This is a genomic window from Pseudomonas hefeiensis (assembly GCF_030687835.1).
Taxonomy (GTDB): Bacteria; Pseudomonadota; Gammaproteobacteria; order Pseudomonadales; family Pseudomonadaceae; genus Aquipseudomonas; species Aquipseudomonas hefeiensis.
Genome location: NZ_CP117449.1, coordinates 2,465,832 through 2,482,722, shown reverse-complemented (window position 1 = coordinate 2,482,722; position 16,891 = coordinate 2,465,832). Strand labels below are relative to the sequence as shown.

Below are 16,891 nucleotides of genomic sequence, written 5' to 3'. Positions count from 1 at the left end.
ACCTTCAAAGGATCAACCAACCCGTGCAATTTCACAGCACTTCGGACCTCGGCGTTGTGCGGCTACCATTAAAGATCAAATCACTCCTCGTGCTTTGAATACGAATATCTGTTCATCTGAATATCCCAGCTCCCGTAAAACGCTGACACTGTGCTCGCCCAAACTTGGTGACGGCTTCTCTTCAACCATTTCGGTATAAGGCATATGGACTGGCTGCTTCACGTAGCAATTTCCCGATTGGGCCGGCACCTCGACAATCATGCCGCGATGTTGCACTTGCGGGTCGGCGATTGCCTCGGCCACCGAGTTGATCGGACTGCAGGGCACATCGGCCGCCTGAAGTGTCGCCATCCAGAACTCACGGCCGTTCTCTTGCAATCTGGCAATCATCAAGGGCTCCAGATGAGCGTGGTTCTGCGCGCGTAGCGGACCATCACGCAGCAGCGGATCATCGATCCACTCAGGTCGCTGCATAGCGATGCACATCCGTTGCCACTGCTCTTCGGTATCAACACAGATGGCGATCTGCTCGTCGGCGGTGGCGAAGGCCTGGAAAGGCGCGATCAGTGCGTGACGACTGCCCAGGCGGCGCGGTAGATCACCCACCTGCAGGAAACGCGCAACAGCGTTCTCCATCATTGCCAGTTGGCAATCAAGCATCGAAATATCGATAAACGCCCCCTTTCCGCCCTCCTGCCCCCTGCCCACCAGCGCTGCCAGCACCCCGACGGTGGTGAATAAGCCAGATCCGATATCGCCCAGCGAAATGCCCACACGTGCAGGTGGTCCGAACTCTTCGCCGGTAATGCTCATCATGCCGGACATCGCCTGTGCGACCACGTCAAAAGATGGCAAATGTTTATAAGGGCCATCCTGCCCAAAACCTGAAATGGCCGCGTAAATCAGTTTCGGGTTCAGCTCACTCACGGCTTCATAACCAAACCCCAATCGTTCCATCACCCCCGCCCGGTTGTTTTCAATGAACACGTCGGCAGTTGTCAGCAACTGGCGAAGAACAGCTTTGCCCTCTTCCTCTTTCAGGTTCAGCGCGACGCTGCGTTTGTTTCGGTTGACGCTATTGAAGTAGATACTTTTCTTGCCTTTGAACGGCGCAACGCTGCGGGTGTAATCCCCGCCTTGCGGCCGTTCAATCTTGATGACGTCAGCCCCGAGCATCGCGAGCAGCCAAGTTGAATAAGGCCCTGCCAACATATGTGTGGCATCGATGACACGGATGCCGCTAAGAGGCCCTTTATTGGGTATTTCAGATTCAATCGACATGACTTCACCCTGCCCGGCAATTAAAGTTGCCAGCGAATAATGAGGAGTTAAATTAGAGAAAGCCGCTGCTCATCCAGACGTCAGCACTTTCTACTCTAGGTAACGCGATAATACCGGTGCTTCAAGACACCGCAAGGTCGTTCTAAAGCCCTTTCCATAGAGGGGAACGTTTTTGCTGAAACGCTGCGACGCCTTCACGAAAATCAGCTGAGTGATAGCAATGCAACAACACATCCTCGTCGTCGACGCTTGCCAGTTTTACGTCGCGAAGTCGGCGCAAGATGGTTTTGGTCGCCCATAACGTCAGTGGCGCAAGCTGCACCAGATGTTCTGCGACCCGTTCGGCGGCAGCTTCCAACGCGTCTTCGTCGACCAGCTCCCGGAACGCGCCGCTTGCCATCAAAGCCGGGGCATCCAGCAAGCGAGCGCTGAACACCATTTCTTTGGTCACCGCCGTGCCGAACAGATCGACAAGACGCTGATAGTTCAGGGCACTGAGGCAATTGCCAACGGTCCGGGCAATGGGGAATCCATACCTCGCCGACCGGCTGATGAGGCGCACATCACACGCCGCGGCAATCAGCGCGCCCCCGCCCACGCACGGCCCCGCAATAGCGGCAATGGTGGGGAACGTCAGCGCTTCGAGCGACCGGATGAGCGTTTCACTGTGAGCTTCGAGTTCAAGAAACTCGGCTGTCGTCTTCGCATCCTCCAGTGTGCCGAAATCTGCCCCTGCCATGAACGAGGGCCTTTTTCCGGTTGAGCCGGTCAGCACCAGTGCCTTGACCGAGGCATCGTGTGCAAGCTCTTGGAAGATGTGCGTCAACGTTTCTTCCATGGCTGGCGACATCGCGTTCAAAGCGTGAGGTCGATTGAAAATGATCCATTCAACGCTCCCACGTCGTAACCGAACAATTTCGCCGCTCTCTTCGATTTTCATAGTTGAATCCTGTCAGGCCATTTATTGAGTGCTACAGCAGGGAGGTCGCTGCCGCTCTGCTGGTTTAACTGTTAACTCGTTCTCCGGATTGCAGCAGATGACAATCCTGTTCCGGTAAATGCAGCATCAACACCTGCCCCACCCGATAGTCCTTAGTTGGAGGGGTAAAGGCGCGCACCGAAAGGCCAGCACCAATGTCCACCAACACGTCGCAATACTCGCCGAGGTAGGCCGTGCGCAGCACCGTGCCGGGCAGCACATTGGTCACACCTTGATTGGGTCCGACGATGCGAACTTTGGAGGGACGGATGCACAGGGTGATCCCTGCACCAGGACCGGCCCCACTGCGGTCAACCCCCATCAATGACTGTTCGCCGAAGCGCAATGTGCCGGGCCCCGTCAACACGCCTTTGATCACGTTGTTGCTGCCGATGAACGCCGCGACAAACGCGTTGGCCGGCAGCTCGAAAATTTCCCTCGGCGAACCCAGCTGTTGCACGCTGCCTCCATTCATGACCGCCACTTGGTTGGCCGTCACCAAGGCCTCACCCTGATCGTGGGTGACGTAGACTGTCGTCAGTCCAAGCAAGTCATGTACTCGACGAATTTCGAAGCGCATTTCTTCTCGAAGGTGCGCATCAAGGTTCGACAGCGGTTCGTCGAGCAATAGAATGCTTGGCTCGACAATAAGCGCCCGCGCCAGCGCCACACGTTGCTGTTGCCCACCCGACAACTCGGAGGGGTAGCGGTCAGCCAGATGGTCGAGGTGTACGGTCTTCAGGGTTTTGGTGAGCTTTTCTTGCAGGGCTGCGCGCGGCACCTTGCGTACCTGCAAGCCAAACGCCACGTTCTCGGCAACGGTTTTGTGCGGCCACACTGCGTAGTTTTGAAAGACCAGCGAAATATCCCGGCGCTCTGGAGGGACCACGCCTTGCGAACTGGAAATAACCCGGTCATTAACGCAGATTTCGCCTGCAGAGGGGGTTTCGAAACCGGCCAGCAACTGCAGTGTGGTCGATTTTCCGCAGCCGGATGGGCCAAGCAACGCCAGCAGCGTTCCATCCTCCACGGTCAGGTCGATACCTTTCAGCGCCTGGAACGGGCCGAAGCTTTTTTGCAAATCACGGATCTGGATCTGGCTCATTGGGCGACTCCGGGTTCAACACTGGCACGCTTATGTTTCGCCAGCTTCACGCTGAGCATTTGAGCGATCGCCACCACCATCATGGTGACAACCAGAAGCAATACGCTGGCGGCAGCCACCGCCTCGTAATTGCCGCCATCCTTGTAGTTGTAAATCAAAGTGGTCATGACGTTAGTGCTGGGCGTTATCAGGAACACCGCGACTGAGAGCTCCCGCATCACGGGGATAAACACCAACAGCCAACCTGAAATCAGCCCGGACCTCATCAGCGGAGCCGTGATGCTGGCGAATGTCTTCGACTCACTGGCGCCCAGAATTCGTGCAACCCGCTCCAGGTCCGGGCTGATGCCCTTGAGCATTGCCTCGCCATGCGAATAAGCGATCGGCAGGAACGTCGCGACGAACGCCGCAATGATGATCGCCGAGGTCCCGTATAGGCTCAAGGGTGGCTGGGTATAGGCGGCGAAGAAGCCCACCGACAACACAATCCCAGGGATGATGATCGGCAGATTGGTCAACGCTGCGATAATGGTCGTGCCCGCGACCAGGCGGCGTTCGACGATGTAAGCAATGAGGGTTCCGAGCAGGACGCAAAGACTGGCGCCGATGGCGGCGTAGGCCAATGAGTTGATAATCGCCGCCTGAGTTTCAGCGTTCTCCAGAATCGCCCATCGATACCAGTGAAACGTCAGGTTGCTCAACGATGGTCCCTGGCCCCAGGCTTTGGAGAGAGAAACGACGATCAAGGCGAAGTAAGGCAGGATCACCGCCGTCACCGGGACAATCAGCGCGAACAACAACCCGGCCCAGCGCCAGCCTTTCAGATCAATGCTGCGCCCCGCCCGGCTCTTGCCACCGATCATCACAAAGCGTCTGCGGCCAAGCATTTTTTTGCGTACCCAGAACAACCCACCAGTGAGCAACAGAAGCGGCATGCAATACGCCGCCGCCATGTATAGCTCAGGCGGGAACAACTGATAGAACTCGGCCAGTTTAGTGGTGACGACCGATGTCCCTGAAGGTGTGAGCAAAAAGGCTGGAACACCGAACAGGGTCATCCCCTGAATGAAGGACAGAATGAAACCGACGATAACCGAAGGCATCACCATCGGGATGGTCACGCTGAACATTGTGCGTAAAACGCTGGCGCCGAGGGTCGTCGCCGCGTCTTCCAGTTCGACCGCCATTTCATCAAGTGCACTTGCGACGATGGTGAAGGTATACGGAACGGTATAGATGGCGCAGACGAAGATTGCGCCGCTCATGGAGTAGATGTTGAACAGGGGCAAATCGCCGCCCGAGATTTGTCGATAGAGCGTATTCAGCCAACCGGCGTTAGGTGCCGCGAGCAAAATCCACCCCAGTGCACCGATGAACGAGGGGGTCACGAATGCCCCCAGCGTGAGCATCCTGATGAGCCCCCGGCCGGGCATATTGGTACGCGCCACCAGCCAGGCCAGTGGAACACCCAACAGCGTTGAGATCGCTGCGGTCGAAAACGCCAAAATAATCGAATTGGTTATTGGCTGGAGCATGCCTTTGGCAGTCACCAGGCGCACGTAATTGTTCAGCGTCCATTGTTGCGTAGCGTCATCGTGCACGCTATTGAACAGAATCCAGCCGACCGGTTGCGCAACCAATAAGAACAGCGCCGCCAGAACCACGGCCACCACGGTCCAGCGCACCCAGGGTCGGTGTCGTCGAAGCTCAGCGCCAACGCTCGCCGAGGAAGTGCCTATCGCAAAAACGCCCATAAAGGGGTCACTCCTGAATCTACCGTCGCCAGACCGTTCAGCCTGGCGGGTGCTGGTTCAACCGATGATTTCTTTCCATTTGGCGATACCTTCAGCGACTTCGGCCGCCAGGTCTTCAGGTGGATTGCGGTACCAGATTAACTGGGACAGGCTGCGACCCTCGGCCCATGGAACGTCAGTGCGCAATGTCGGCCAAAAGTTTGCCGCCAGGATCTGCGAGACTTCAGGGTCATACAAAAAACCGGAGAACAGCTTCGCCGCATTCGGGTGCGGGGCTTTCAGCGGAATGGCACTCAAGCCCAGGTTGAGGATGGTGCCGTCAGTCGGGGTAACTACGTTTATCGGGTTGCCAGCCGCCTTCTGTGCGAGCGAATAACTGAATGGCGCACCCAGACCCACAAGGCGCTCGCCTGACAGAATGTCGGTGACAGTATCCACGTTCGACTGGCCGACCTTGGGCTTCAACTTCGCCAGTTCCTTGAGGTAATGGTCGCCGTACTTTTTACGGATCGCTACCACCCAGGAAGCGACATCCCCGGAGAAGGACGGGCTGCCGACCGTCAGCTTGTTGGCCCATTGAGCATCCAGAGCAGCCTCCCATGAGGTGGGTGCTGATGTGACTTTATCCGACTGGAAATTCAGGCTGGTCAGGCTGATCGCACCGACCTGATAGGTTTCGTCCTTGTCCAGCCCCTGGAATTCCTGCGGCAGAAACTCGGTACCTGCCGGTTTGTAAGGCATTAACGCGCCGATCTTTTTCAATTCCAAGTAGTGAAGGATGTTGGTACTGCCCAGCGAGTCGCAGTTGGGCGCATTATTCTGCAGCTCAAGACGCAAGCGGGTGTAGATGGTTTGCGATGCCTGACGCAGCAGGTTGACCTTGATCCCTGTGTAGCGCCGGGTAAATGCGTCGCGGATGGCTTCAATGGTCTGTTGTTCGTAGGAGCCCCAGTAAAGATTGAGTGCGCCCTCTTTCTGCGCAGCCGCGTACAGCGATTCGTCGGCCGCGAACGAAGGGCGTATCAATCCTGCGGCTAAACCTGCCCCCGCGATACCGCTCGCTTGCAAAAATCTGCGCCGTGTAAATTCGACCATATCAATGCCCCTTCGCTGTTGCTGCTTAATTGTTGTGAGTGGATAGCCGTGTTTCGGTGGTTCAGTAATCGCCCGTCGTTGCGCCGCCATCGACAATGAGTACCTGCCCGCTCATGTAACTGGCGTCGTCGGAGGCAAGAAACGCAACCACGGAGGCGATTTCTGCAGGTTGTGCAGGCCGGCCCAATGGCATTTTTGCGATCCAGCGGGCCCTGACCTCCTCTGGCACACTCGCCAGAATAGATGTCTCGACGATCCCAGGCGCTACAGCGTTGACCAATACACCATGGCGCGCGGCCTCCAGAGCGACGGTGTGAGTCAACCCCACCACGCCGGCCTTGGCCGATGAATAATTCGCCTGACCGTAAGTGCCGAGGATCGCTGTGGAAGCGATATTGATGATCCTGCCCCAACCGTGCCCGACCATCGCCGCCAACCCAAATTGGCACCCCATCCACGAGCCACGCAGGTTGACATCGATCACCGCATCCCATTCTTCATCGGTCATCTTTATCAACGTTCTATCACGCACGATGCCTGCCACGTTTACCAGAATGTCGACGGCTTTGAAGGCCGGCGGCAGGTCAGCCATGACCGCGGTCCAACTGTCACGGCTGGAAACGTCGAGATTGACCGCTATCGCCTGATATCCCCGAGTGGTCAGGGAGTGAGCCAGCTCGGCGACTCCGGGACCGAGGTCGGCAATAATGACCGCGGCACCCTCTTGAGCCAGGCGCTGACAAATGGCCGAGCCAATGCCGCCGGCGCCACCGGTGATCAACGCAACATGACCTTGCAGACGTGGGCTCATGACTCGCCCCCTGGGCGGCAGGCGACTGCGAATACGTCTTCACCGTCCTGCACCACTTCAGCGCCCTGGTTGAGCAGGCGCAGCTTGACTCTGGCGATGCCGCGCGCGGGGTTTGATTGGCTTTTGCGCAACTCTTCGATTTCAGCCACGTAATGCAGCGTGTCACCCGCGAAAACCGGTGCGACGAATCGGCGATGGGTCTCAAGGAAAGCGATGATTGCCCAGTCATCAATACTCGAACGCAGGCCGGTGCTGATGGAGTGAGCCAACATGCCATGGGCAATTCGCCGCCCAAAGGTGCCTTGCCGCGCAGATTCCTCGTCCATATGAAGCGGGTTAAAATCCCCGGTCAATCCCGCGAACAGAACGATATGGGTTTCTGTCAGCGTGATCCGCGACGACACCAACGACTGCGTGGCTATCAGGTCGTCGAAGTAGAGGGTGGTACTCATGGGTGGCTCCTTGGGCGAAAAACCGGCAACAAGGTGGATGAATCCACTTCAATGAACGCAACCGACACGTCCATGCCGATGGTGATCTCGTCGAACGCTATGCCGTGAAGTTGCGACAACATCAGCGGGCCTTCTGCAAGCTCGACGAGGGCGCATATGTAAGGCGCCGCCAGGCGTGAATGCCCTCGATGGATAACCGAGTAGGTAAACAGCGTGCCGTGCCCGCTGACTTGCACCCATTCAGGTTCTATCGACAGGTCGTCCAGGCAGTGGTCCCTTGGGTACCACTGCCATGTGCCCGACGCAGGGTTACGTTGAACGAGCAAACGCCCTTCCCCAAGAGCGGCCCACCAGGGAGCCGACATGGCGTCAGTGACAACTAGACTGGAAGTGGTCATATAGCGGCCCCTCAGACGGTCAGAATGACAGTGGCAGCGGCACAGAACGTTCCGCCCAACCCATGAATCAACGCGACTTCCGCGTCTTCCACCTGCACCCCAGGCCCTTCACCGCGTAACTGCCGGACGCCTTCAATCAACGCCAGCAGGCCGCGCTTGCCCGGATGGTTGGACGCCAGTCCGCCACCATCGGTGTTGCACGGCACAGAGCCACCAATGCTCAAATGGCCGTCCGCGACGAACCGGCCGCTTTCGCCGCGAGGGCAGAATCCGAGGTCCTCGAGCGCCAGCATCGGCGTGATGGTGAAGGCATCGTAAAGCTGCGCCACGTCGACATCGCAGGGCGACAACCCGGCCATTTCAAAAGCGCGGGGACCGGTGCGAGCGGCAGGCGTGATGAGTTCGCGGGAAATCTGGCTGATTTGCGTGCGTTGTGTGGCCATGCCAAAACCGCTGACGAAGACCGGCCGGGTCCGGCAATCAAAGGCTCGTTCTCGACTGGTCATCACGATAGCACCGCCGCCGTCCGTGACGACGCAGCAATCGAGCCGGTGCAAAGGTGACGCTATCATCGAAGAATTGAGCACGTCGTCGACCGTAATTGATTTACCGCCCAGAAAAGCATGTGGATTTTCAGCTGCGTGCTGCCGGAATGTCACCGCTACCTGAGCTAGCTGCTCTGCTGTGGTGCCATAGAGGTGCATATGACGCTGGGCGTACATGGCATACGTAGAAATGAGCGTCGGTGCGAAGGGCAATTCGAATTGACCCGGCCCTGCCGGCAGAACGAACGGGTCGAACGACGGAGTCTTCAATGGCCACCAGCGCGGTGAAGCGGCGTAACTGATCACCACGACATCCGCCAGCCCGGCAGCAATCGCCACCGCCGCGTGTGCGGCATGCACCAGATAGGAACAACCCCCGACGTCGGTGCTGTCGAACCAGCGCGGCTCAATGCCCAGGTACTCGGCCATTTCTGTGACGCTGTTGACACCGCCCCCCTCAGCCCAGTCGCCGGAGGCCACACACAAGCCGTCTACGTCCCCGAGTGTCAACCCGGCTTGGGCCAGCGCTGCCCGAATGCATTCCACCTGGATCGCGAAAGGATGCACATTGGGCGCATCCCTCCTGGGCGACTCATAGGCGCCGACAATGACGGCGCGTTCGGAAACGTTCAAGGCACACTCCTGAAAAGATCGAAAGCCATGCCCCACAAATTCCGCCATCGAGCGCCGTGCGAACAAGCAGTTAGAACACGCACAACTGGTGCATTCGATGCACGTGTGCGTTGGCATAAGGCTTGCGTTTATCGTTAACTATCGACGTCTGGAGTATTTATGAATCGACGCCTTCCGCCACTTCTCGCTGTACGCGCCTTCGAAGGGTTCAGTCGTTGTGGAAGCGTGCGCCAGTGCGCCGAAGAACTAGCAGTTTCACATACCGTGATCTCCCGGCATATCCAGAATCTGGAAGCCGCGGTGGGCACAAAGCTGGTCAAGAAATCAGGTCGTGGACTTGAGATGACGCGTGAAGGCCAACGCTACGCGGCGCAGCTGCGACGAGCGCTGGAAATCATCGCCGATGCCAGCAGTGACCTGCGTCAAGGCGAAGATGCGCTGCACGTCTGCTGCATGGCGGGCCTGGCTTCCAGGCGGTTGCTGGGGAGACTGGGTGAGCTGGAAGAAGCACTCAACGGCCGTGAGCTGACACTCGAACCGACCAGCACGCGTCCCGACTTCAGTCGCAATGAAGCGGATGCCGAGATTGTCTACCTTGAGGAGCTCAATCTCGGCGAGGAATTGTGCGCTGAGCTGTTCGCCCGGCCCTTGATCCGGGCAGTGGCCAGCCCCGCATTTTGCAACCGCTTCGCCGAAGTGACCTGCGCCGAAGACTTACTGGGTTTGCCGTTGATCCATGAGCGCAATACCCAGCGCTGGTCGCAATGGTTTAGCATCGCCGGTGTTACAGATATTCCCAGATTACGCGGACCTCGGCTGTGGCACGGTCACCTTACGCTCGAAGCAGCTTGTATGGGCCAGGGTGTGGCCCTGGTCAGCGAGCTGCTGGCCGACGAAAAAATTGCCGCTGGCGAGCTGATCGATGTATTGCCGATGACGATTCGTCTAGGCGGGTATTACTTCATCGCACCGACTCGAAAATGGAACGATAAAGCCATCGTCCGGCTGCGTCGGTGGCTGCATTCCGTGTTCCCCGGCGAGTTGGAAAAAGGCGACATTAATGCACCAGTCCGGGTACCGTCCCCCGTTTCTGCACCATAACAGCACTTTCATAGAACAAGGAGCTAGGCGATGAACGTCCCCTCACCGAGCGGCAGACCTTACGAGAAAGGGTCGGTCAAAGATGAATGGATCGACCTCTATGGCCATATGAACATGGCGTATTACGTCATGCTTCTCGATGATCTCGGCCATCGCATTCTGGACCAGTTTGGGATGGGTAAGGGCTACACACTTGAGTTTAACTGCGGCCTCTTCACCGTTGAGGCAAATCTGAAATACCTCAGGGAGGTCTGCGCAGGCGATCCACTGCGCGTTGAGCTCACGCCTGTTAGCTTCGACGAAAAACGCCTGGTCACTCAGGTCGAGCTCTACCATGACGAACAAAACTATCTCAGCGCGACCATGCAGCAGACGGCGGTGAATGTGAATCTCGATACCCGCAAAGTGTGCCGATTTGGCGATGAGGCCAGGCGACGACTGCAAACAACGATGGACGCTTACACATCAGAAAACTGGAGCATGCTTGCCCGTCACTGACTGCGGCCGAAACACTGCAAGCGTCATCGCACCACCTTCATTCGATACAGCCTATCCCGACTGTTGTCAGTTGAGCTGCTAGAACAAGATTTTTCCACCAACAGCCCCCAGGACTGACCGTAGCCGCGGCTGACAGGCTGACAACAGAAGATACGAGGTAAGCGTCATGAAACTCTCATTGTTCGCGCACATGGAACGCGGGGATGAAAGTGTCAGCCACCGTCGGCTGTCCGAAGACTTGATCGAACTGACCTGATGGTCGAAGCCGACGGTTTCAGTACCGTCTGGATCGGCGCACACGAGGCCGTGGAACCCGACATCTTCCCGAGCGCGATGTCGCTCCTGGCCTACCTGGCTGCCAAGACCACCATCATTCACCTCGGCGCAGGCACCATCATTGCACCGTTCTGGCATCCGTTGTGGGTCGCGGACCAATGCGAATTGCTGGACGTTATCAGTAACGGCCGCATGGAAGTCGGTCTGGCCCATGCACCTATCAGATGGAGTTCGACCGCATGACTTACGGCATGCCCGCCTCCCCCTGGCAGTCATGCGCTGCGCGAGATGGTGTCGGTGGTGCGTGCCCTATGGCAAGACGACTACGTTCACGATGGCGATATCTGGAAACTCCCCACCTCCACCGGTGTGCCGAAGCCGATCCAGAAGCCTAATCCGCCGATGCGGTTCATCGCTCGCGACCCGGACTCGCACAACTTTTCCGTGGCCAACGGCTGCAACGTCGTTGTCACGCCGCCAATGAAGGACGACGAAGAGGTCCTCGACCTGAAGACCAAATCCCAGGCCGCCCTAGACAACAACCCGAACGCCAAACCCGCAATTGATGGTGCGGCATCCCCCCACGCCCACGCGGCCAATGACCCAGAAGACTGGAAAGTCAGCACCAAGGCGATCTCGAAGTTCTATCGCACGTTCGAGGCCTGATTCGGCAACAATGAAGTACCGGTCAATTAAAAAGGGGGCGCGCGATAAAACTTCGCATCCCCTTGAGTTATATGGTCGGGACGGAGTGATTAGAACACTCGCCCCCTAGCCCCCCATTCGGTTTGTGCTATTGCTCAGGGTCGCAAACCCCTGATACCTAAACCTTTGCACTAAGGTTTAGGTTTGCTGAGATAGGCGCCAATTGCATTGAGTTGTTCATCATTGATTTCAGTTTTTCGGAATGACGGCATCGTCGAGCGACCATTGCGCACAACATACTCAATGACGCCAGGCGCCAAGTCCAAGCGCTGTTCCAGTGCCGCGGGCAAAGCCTCTTGATACAGCGCTTTAAGTGCCTGGGTCCCTGGATGGCCGGGGCCAGGCGCATGGCATGACGCACACCAGCGATCGTAAAGCTCTTTACCGTCAAGAACAGGCCCCGCCTGGACAGTCAAAGGCAGAAGCGAGACCATCAGGATCATTGGATGATATCGGTTCATCAGTGACCTCCACGCAAGTGCTTCGGCCAGATTCCACCACGCCCTGGGGACAGTATGCCTTTAGGATCAAGCGCATCCTTTAAGGTCTCATTGAATCTCAGGAGGGCGTTGTTGTTATAAGAGTATGTGCTGGCAACCAGATCTTGAAAGATTGGCGCCGTCCTGTATTCCGCCCAGCCATGTTCTGCGCCAACCTTGATAAGGTGTTCGAACGCCTGCCTCACCTGCTGATTTTGAACCTTGTCTAATCGAGAGGTATTGAAGTCCATGACAAAAACGAACGCTCGATACATCCACGTTCGAGGCCCGCTATAAGGGCCGATTCTCGATGGTATTCCAAGATCTTTGAACGCTTGGCCGAATACTTTATGAGCCTTGAGCAAAGCCTCTCCAGAGCGGGGAATGACGGGCGAAAACCAAAGGTGGCCATCCGAGGGATTAGCGTTGAACGCAGACCGACTCCCCAGCGCAAAGGCTGTGAGGTTCGGCACACCGAGGCTGACTTGGCTTCTAGCGTTATTTTTTGCTTCAGCACTCAACGGAAAGCTGATGGACTCTGTCTCTTGGAACGTTACGCCAGGTATTGAAGCCAGACGCTGCCTGGCATAGTCCCAATTGGCGCAGTTGGTGGTTTGCGGCCCATAGAAATTCAGTGTGGTTGTCCAGAACGGCAGATTATGGCTTTTTGCATAATGCTCATAGGCTTGCGGCTCCCCTCCCCCAGGCTGGGCCATCAACTTTAATAATGCCGGGTCTGGTGCAGACTTGAGGACGCGCGGAATCTCCAGTGGGCTGCTGTAACGAACGAATCCCACCAGCCCGGAATCCTCAAGATAATTGAGGTGGCGTACAAGTGGAATGATGTCTTCGTATCGTGCCACCGACACGCTGGCCGACAAGAAGTGTTCAGGCATTGGCATCAGCCAGAAACCCATTTTGGTAACGACACCATAGTTGGCCTGAGAAAATAAACCATCGACATTCGGTCCAAATCCGTACTTGAACTCTGCCCATGTCTCTGCCCCCGGCACCGCCCCCATGCCGGTCCGAAGAATTTCGCCATTCGCCAGAACGACCTCCATTCCACAATGATTGGCGAAATGGTCACGGTACGGGGCAGCGGAGTAGCCAACTCCATGATCTAGCGAATTACCGATTGGGCCGCCCATGGCATTAGAGGGCAAGTCCAGCATCAACCGTAATCCACGTGCCTCCAGGTAACGGTAGAGGTCGAAGTAAGATACACCCGGCTCCACGATGCAGAAGTTGCGAGTGTCATCAACTTCTATGATGCGATCCATCCTCTTCAGATCGAGAATAACGCAACCCGCGAGATTGGCAGATGCACCACCGTAGCCAAGGTTTTTACCCGTGGATATGGTGTACAACGCAACACCATGCTCGTTGGCCGCACGAACAATTTCCTGGACGTGCTCGACATTACCTGGCGCCACCGCCGCCAAAGGGAGCACCTCACCAGGCTCGTCCCAGATAACTGAGTAGGGATCCCTGTAGGTGGAGAGATCCTCCTTGCTGGTAAACACCCATTCTGAACCGACTGTTTTTCTGAAAGAGTCGATTGCCTGGTTATAGGCGCCATTATTATTGATATTGTATGAAGCCATTGCATTCACTCCAGATGATTTGAGGAGCCAATCGTCAAACCGTGCGAGGTACGATTAACCAGGAATACATCGAAACAGACATCCGTCCCGGGCCTTCAAAAGAGCGTTTCTCATGACTCACATGAGGGGAACTCTTAACATTTGTGGATAGTAAATCGAGGACGTCATGCGGCCAGGCGTCTGAAAACCTGACGTCGGCCACTGTGGCGAGAATTGTGGGTGCGCCTTCCAGCGTGTGCCTGATGCCTTGTGCGCCCAAAGGGTGGTGTTCGCCTTGATAAACCAGCCGCATGCCGTGGTCGCGGGCCAGTTGCCCGAGGCAGATCAAAACGCTATAGCTGGTCAGGCCTGCAATAACGCCTTGGGTGAGGTGCCAACGTTGGTGAAGATGCTCGACCCAGAACGCGGTCACATCGTCCTCCACTGGCGTCACCAGCAAGCCACGGCTTCTCGCCGCTCTGGCGAAGAGCAAACCTTCGACGGACCGCTGATCAACCAGCAGCGAATGAAATTTTGCGCTCCATTGGTATGAATGGAATGGCAACGCAGCCGCATTCGCCATCACCGAGACAGCACCGGCACCTAAGCTCGCTCCGAGAAATGTTCTTCTGTTGATCATCGCGCCTCCAATCTGGCGGAGGTTTGCTCCGTAAAAAACGGAAGTGAGATGGCATAGGGCATGAGAGAGGACCTCATTTTGTTATTTTTGTGACGCTCAGCGAGCGCAACAAATTGTTATCACAACTAACTATTTTGATCAACGCCAGACGTGGAGCGCCATCCCCGACAAGCAGGCGTCACAAAAAACAAAAATACCTTTTAAAATCAATCATATAAAAAACAAAAAAATAACTATCACTTATTAAGCATGCAAATCTGTATATCTTCCAAACTTAAAAGTGTTCGATTATCGAAAAGTTATACTCAGTAATCAATTGACAAGCTCAAGGTCGCTCAACGCTAAAAAGCATGCAGCCGCGCACCATTAGCCCAAACCGTCTGCCTCATCGACGACCTTAAGCGCGACAGTGACGCGCGGGAGAGCCGACACTGCTGCGCGGTGCCAGGCTAGAAGCAATGGGACTGACCTCCGAGGATGCGATTGCTGCTGGCCTAACCCACGGGAATGCTGACGGTAGCGTTATGACCGGGCTTGGGCGTCCTGACCGGGCATAAGAGTTTTGCAAAGAAACCGGGATATGCAGGGAGATGCTCACTCTTCTGCCGATGTGTGCCGCGCGGCCTCAACAATCAGGGAGCGGAACCACCTATGTGCAATATCGTTGTTGTGGATTGGGTGCCATGTCATTGCCATCGGAAGTTGATGCGATAGCTGGGACGGCGGTGTCTGGCATCGCATTCCCATGAGGCTGCTGTGTGCGGCTGCAAAGCTGCGAGGAGCAAGGCCAACCACATTGGTACCGGCTATCAGGCGCATCAGATCGGCAAAGCCGTCCGTGCGTGCGGTGACCAACAGCGGGCGCCCCTCTTGCTCTAGCATCCGAGCCGGCGACCAGTACATTGGAGGATAGTCGAAGCATAGGACCCAAGGGCGACGAAGCAATTCGTCCACATCGTCCGGATGATCTACACCTTCGATACTGTCGGACACCAGGGACCATTCGTCCTCGTATAACCCCAGGCTGGGCAAGGTATTGGAAACGATGTGAGACGGCAGTATTGCCGCATCCACGTTGCGCATTTCGTCAGTCAGGGACCAGTGAACACTCGGATGCGGTGGCTTCAGTCGAAGAATAACACCGGGCGCGCGAGCCCTGATTAACTGCAATAAGCGTGGCGCTAACAATGCAGATTCGGCATCACCCAGCATAACGGTGAACTCGCGTTCAAGGAGCGCAGGCTGGAAGACGTTTGACGCTGTGGTCAGTTTATTAATATCCGCTATAAGCACAGAAACGCGTTCTCGAAGGCCATAAGCCAACGGCGTGAGTTGCATTCTGTGCCCAACCGCACGTATCAGGAGCGGGTCGTCAAAATGCTCTCGCAGTCTTCGCAGAGCAGCACTGCATGCCGGCTGGGAAAGTCCAATGCGCTGTGCGGCCCGGGTTACGCTGATTTCCTGTAATAAGGCGTTAAGCGTTACAAGCAGATTGAGATCAAGCTTCATATGACGGCCTTCATGCTATTGGACAGTACATTTGTCTCATGAATGTACGATATAATCACATGCTAATTGTTGTATGGCTAGGGGGCAGATAGATTGAGCCACAAACCTAACTAACAACGGAGAGCAAAGATGTTTGAAGACGTGGAATTTTCTGTACCTGGTGCAATTCTACGGGGTCGCCTTTACTTACCTGACGATGTAGAAGGCCCTCACCCCGTAGTGATCGCCCATTCAGGAATTGGCAGCGTGGCTGAAGGAACCCGGGCGCTAGCCCCAATATTTACAGCAATGGGGTTGGGTGTCCTATTTTACGATCACCGTGGCTTTGGTCTTAGTGATGGAGAAACACGTCAGTTGGTGGACCCATGGCAGTTCGGCCGCGACCTTCGCCATGTCATTACTCATCTATCGCTTCGCACAGACATCGACGAATCTCGCATCGCACTATGGGGCGTTAGCCTGGGGGGTTTGGTTTCATTGTTCGCGGCCAGCACGGATCGGCGCATCAGTGCGATCTGCTCCATCGTGCCTCCGGTCAGTGGCTGGTCGGCGCGCAAGCTATTTCCACCAGAACAGTTGCGCCATGTTGATGACGCGATTTATGCCGACCGTGCCGCACAGCTACAGGGGATGCCACCTAAAATGCTGATCACCTCGGGAGAGCGTACACCGGGAGGGCCGCCGGTCATGTTCACCGACCAGGCCGGGATCGATTTCGTCGGTCGTCATTACAATCACATTCCAAGCTTTCGTAACGAACTGGCGATCGGATCTCTCGACCATCTCTTCGAGATCGAGGCGCCAGCCTATGCGGAGCGGCTGAACGCTCCACTGTTGCTAGTACTGGCTTCGGACGATACCGTCGCGCCGGCTTCCGATGCCCGTGAAATGTTCGAACGTGTCGCCTCTCGCGACAAGGAACTGATTGAGTATCCCGGCCAGCACTATGGGATCCTGGTTGACGGCTATGAGGCGATTGTGAAACGCACGGCAGGCTGGCTTTGCTCACGACTGGGCCTGGCATGACCGGAAAAGGTCGCAAGA

At 56.4% G+C, this 16,891-nt stretch carries 16 protein-coding genes and 1 pseudogene; 4 read left to right on the top strand and 13 right to left on the bottom strand.

Going from position 1 to position 16,891, the window contains the following annotated elements; genetic code table 11:
• Positions 1–75: 75 nt before the first annotated feature.
• The 9 genes from PSH57_RS11045 to PSH57_RS11005 all read right to left on the bottom strand — a co-directional run bounded on the left by PSH57_RS11045 (position 76) and on the right by PSH57_RS11005 (position 9,053).
• The gene (locus PSH57_RS11045) at positions 76–1,281 is read right to left on the bottom strand and encodes a CaiB/BaiF CoA transferase family protein (RefSeq protein ID WP_305389491.1); all 1,206 of its coding nucleotides are present in this window, start codon (positions 1,279–1,281) and stop codon (positions 76–78) included.
• 142 nt (positions 1,282–1,423) lie between these two features.
• Positions 1,424–2,221, bottom strand: a complete 798-nt coding sequence (locus PSH57_RS11040) for an enoyl-CoA hydratase (protein WP_305389488.1) — start codon at positions 2,219–2,221, stop codon at positions 1,424–1,426.
• 64 nt (positions 2,222–2,285) lie between these two features.
• Positions 2,286–3,365, bottom strand: a complete 1,080-nt coding sequence (locus tag PSH57_RS11035) for an ABC transporter ATP-binding protein (RefSeq protein ID WP_305389486.1) — start codon at positions 3,363–3,365, stop codon at positions 2,286–2,288.
• Complete coding sequence (locus PSH57_RS11030) at positions 3,362–5,119, bottom strand: ABC transporter permease (protein ID WP_305389485.1); 1,758 nt, start codon at positions 5,117–5,119, stop codon at positions 3,362–3,364. Before PSH57_RS11030 ends, PSH57_RS11035 begins: the two co-directional genes overlap by 4 nt.
• A 57-nt stretch (positions 5,120–5,176) precedes the next feature.
• Positions 5,177–6,304 (bottom strand): extracellular solute-binding protein, encoded by a 1,128-nt coding sequence (locus PSH57_RS11025; protein ID WP_305389484.1) that lies wholly within the window; start codon positions 6,302–6,304, stop codon positions 5,177–5,179.
• Positions 6,276–7,025, bottom strand: coding sequence for an SDR family oxidoreductase (locus PSH57_RS11020; protein ID WP_305389483.1), 750 nt, complete (start codon positions 7,023–7,025; stop codon positions 6,276–6,278). The genes PSH57_RS11025 and PSH57_RS11020 overlap by 29 nt, the downstream gene beginning before the upstream one ends.
• Positions 7,022–7,477 (bottom strand): MaoC family dehydratase, encoded by a 456-nt coding sequence (locus PSH57_RS11015; RefSeq protein ID WP_305389482.1) that lies wholly within the window; start codon positions 7,475–7,477, stop codon positions 7,022–7,024. Before PSH57_RS11015 ends, PSH57_RS11020 begins: the two co-directional genes overlap by 4 nt.
• Positions 7,474–7,875, bottom strand: coding sequence for a Zn-ribbon domain-containing OB-fold protein (locus PSH57_RS11010; RefSeq protein WP_305444883.1), 402 nt, complete (start codon positions 7,873–7,875; stop codon positions 7,474–7,476). Before PSH57_RS11010 ends, PSH57_RS11015 begins: the two co-directional genes overlap by 4 nt.
• A gap of 11 nt (positions 7,876–7,886) precedes the next feature.
• Entirely contained in the window at positions 7,887–9,053 is a 1,167-nt protein-coding gene (locus PSH57_RS11005) for a thiolase C-terminal domain-containing protein (protein WP_305389480.1), read from the bottom strand.
• A 159-nt stretch (positions 9,054–9,212) separates the two neighbouring features.
• Here PSH57_RS11005 and PSH57_RS11000 point away from each other — a divergent pair, with 159 nt between their 5' ends.
• The 3 genes and pseudogenes from PSH57_RS11000 to PSH57_RS10990 all read left to right on the top strand — a co-directional run.
• Positions 9,213–10,154, top strand: coding sequence for a LysR family transcriptional regulator (locus tag PSH57_RS11000; protein ID WP_305389479.1), 942 nt, complete (start codon positions 9,213–9,215; stop codon positions 10,152–10,154).
• A 30-nt stretch (positions 10,155–10,184) separates the two neighbouring features.
• Positions 10,185–10,652 carry an acyl-CoA thioesterase gene (locus tag PSH57_RS10995; RefSeq protein ID WP_305389478.1) on the top strand — a complete coding sequence of 156 codons (468 nt, stop codon included), beginning with the start codon at positions 10,185–10,187 and terminating at the stop codon, positions 10,650–10,652.
• A gap of 166 nt (positions 10,653–10,818) precedes the next feature.
• Positions 10,819–11,591: pseudogene (locus tag PSH57_RS10990) on the top strand (LLM class flavin-dependent oxidoreductase); the annotation flags it as partial.
• Positions 11,592–11,764: 173 nt separating this feature from the next.
• On the opposite strand, the gene PSH57_RS10985 reads toward PSH57_RS10990, so the two are convergent.
• From PSH57_RS10985 to PSH57_RS10970, 4 genes are all read right to left on the bottom strand, one after another.
• Positions 11,765–12,094, bottom strand: coding sequence for a c-type cytochrome (locus PSH57_RS10985; RefSeq protein ID WP_305389476.1), 330 nt, complete (start codon positions 12,092–12,094; stop codon positions 11,765–11,767).
• Entirely contained in the window at positions 12,094–13,719 is a 1,626-nt protein-coding gene (locus PSH57_RS10980; RefSeq protein ID WP_305389475.1) for an FAD-binding oxidoreductase, read from the bottom strand. Before PSH57_RS10980 ends, PSH57_RS10985 begins: the two co-directional genes overlap by 1 nt.
• Before the next feature lie 34 nt (positions 13,720–13,753).
• Positions 13,754–14,338: a hypothetical protein gene (locus tag PSH57_RS10975; protein WP_305389473.1), complete on the bottom strand. Its 585-nt coding sequence runs from the start codon at positions 14,336–14,338 to the stop codon at positions 13,754–13,756.
• Positions 14,339–14,932: 594 nt separating this feature from the next.
• Entirely contained in the window at positions 14,933–15,847 is a 915-nt protein-coding gene (locus tag PSH57_RS10970) for a LysR family transcriptional regulator (RefSeq protein WP_305389472.1), read from the bottom strand.
• A 129-nt stretch (positions 15,848–15,976) separates the two neighbouring features.
• On the opposite strand from PSH57_RS10970, the gene PSH57_RS10965 reads away from it, so the two are divergent.
• Positions 15,977–16,873 (top strand): alpha/beta hydrolase, encoded by an 897-nt coding sequence (locus PSH57_RS10965; protein ID WP_305389471.1) that lies wholly within the window; start codon positions 15,977–15,979, stop codon positions 16,871–16,873.
• Positions 16,874–16,891: the final 18 nt, after the last annotated feature.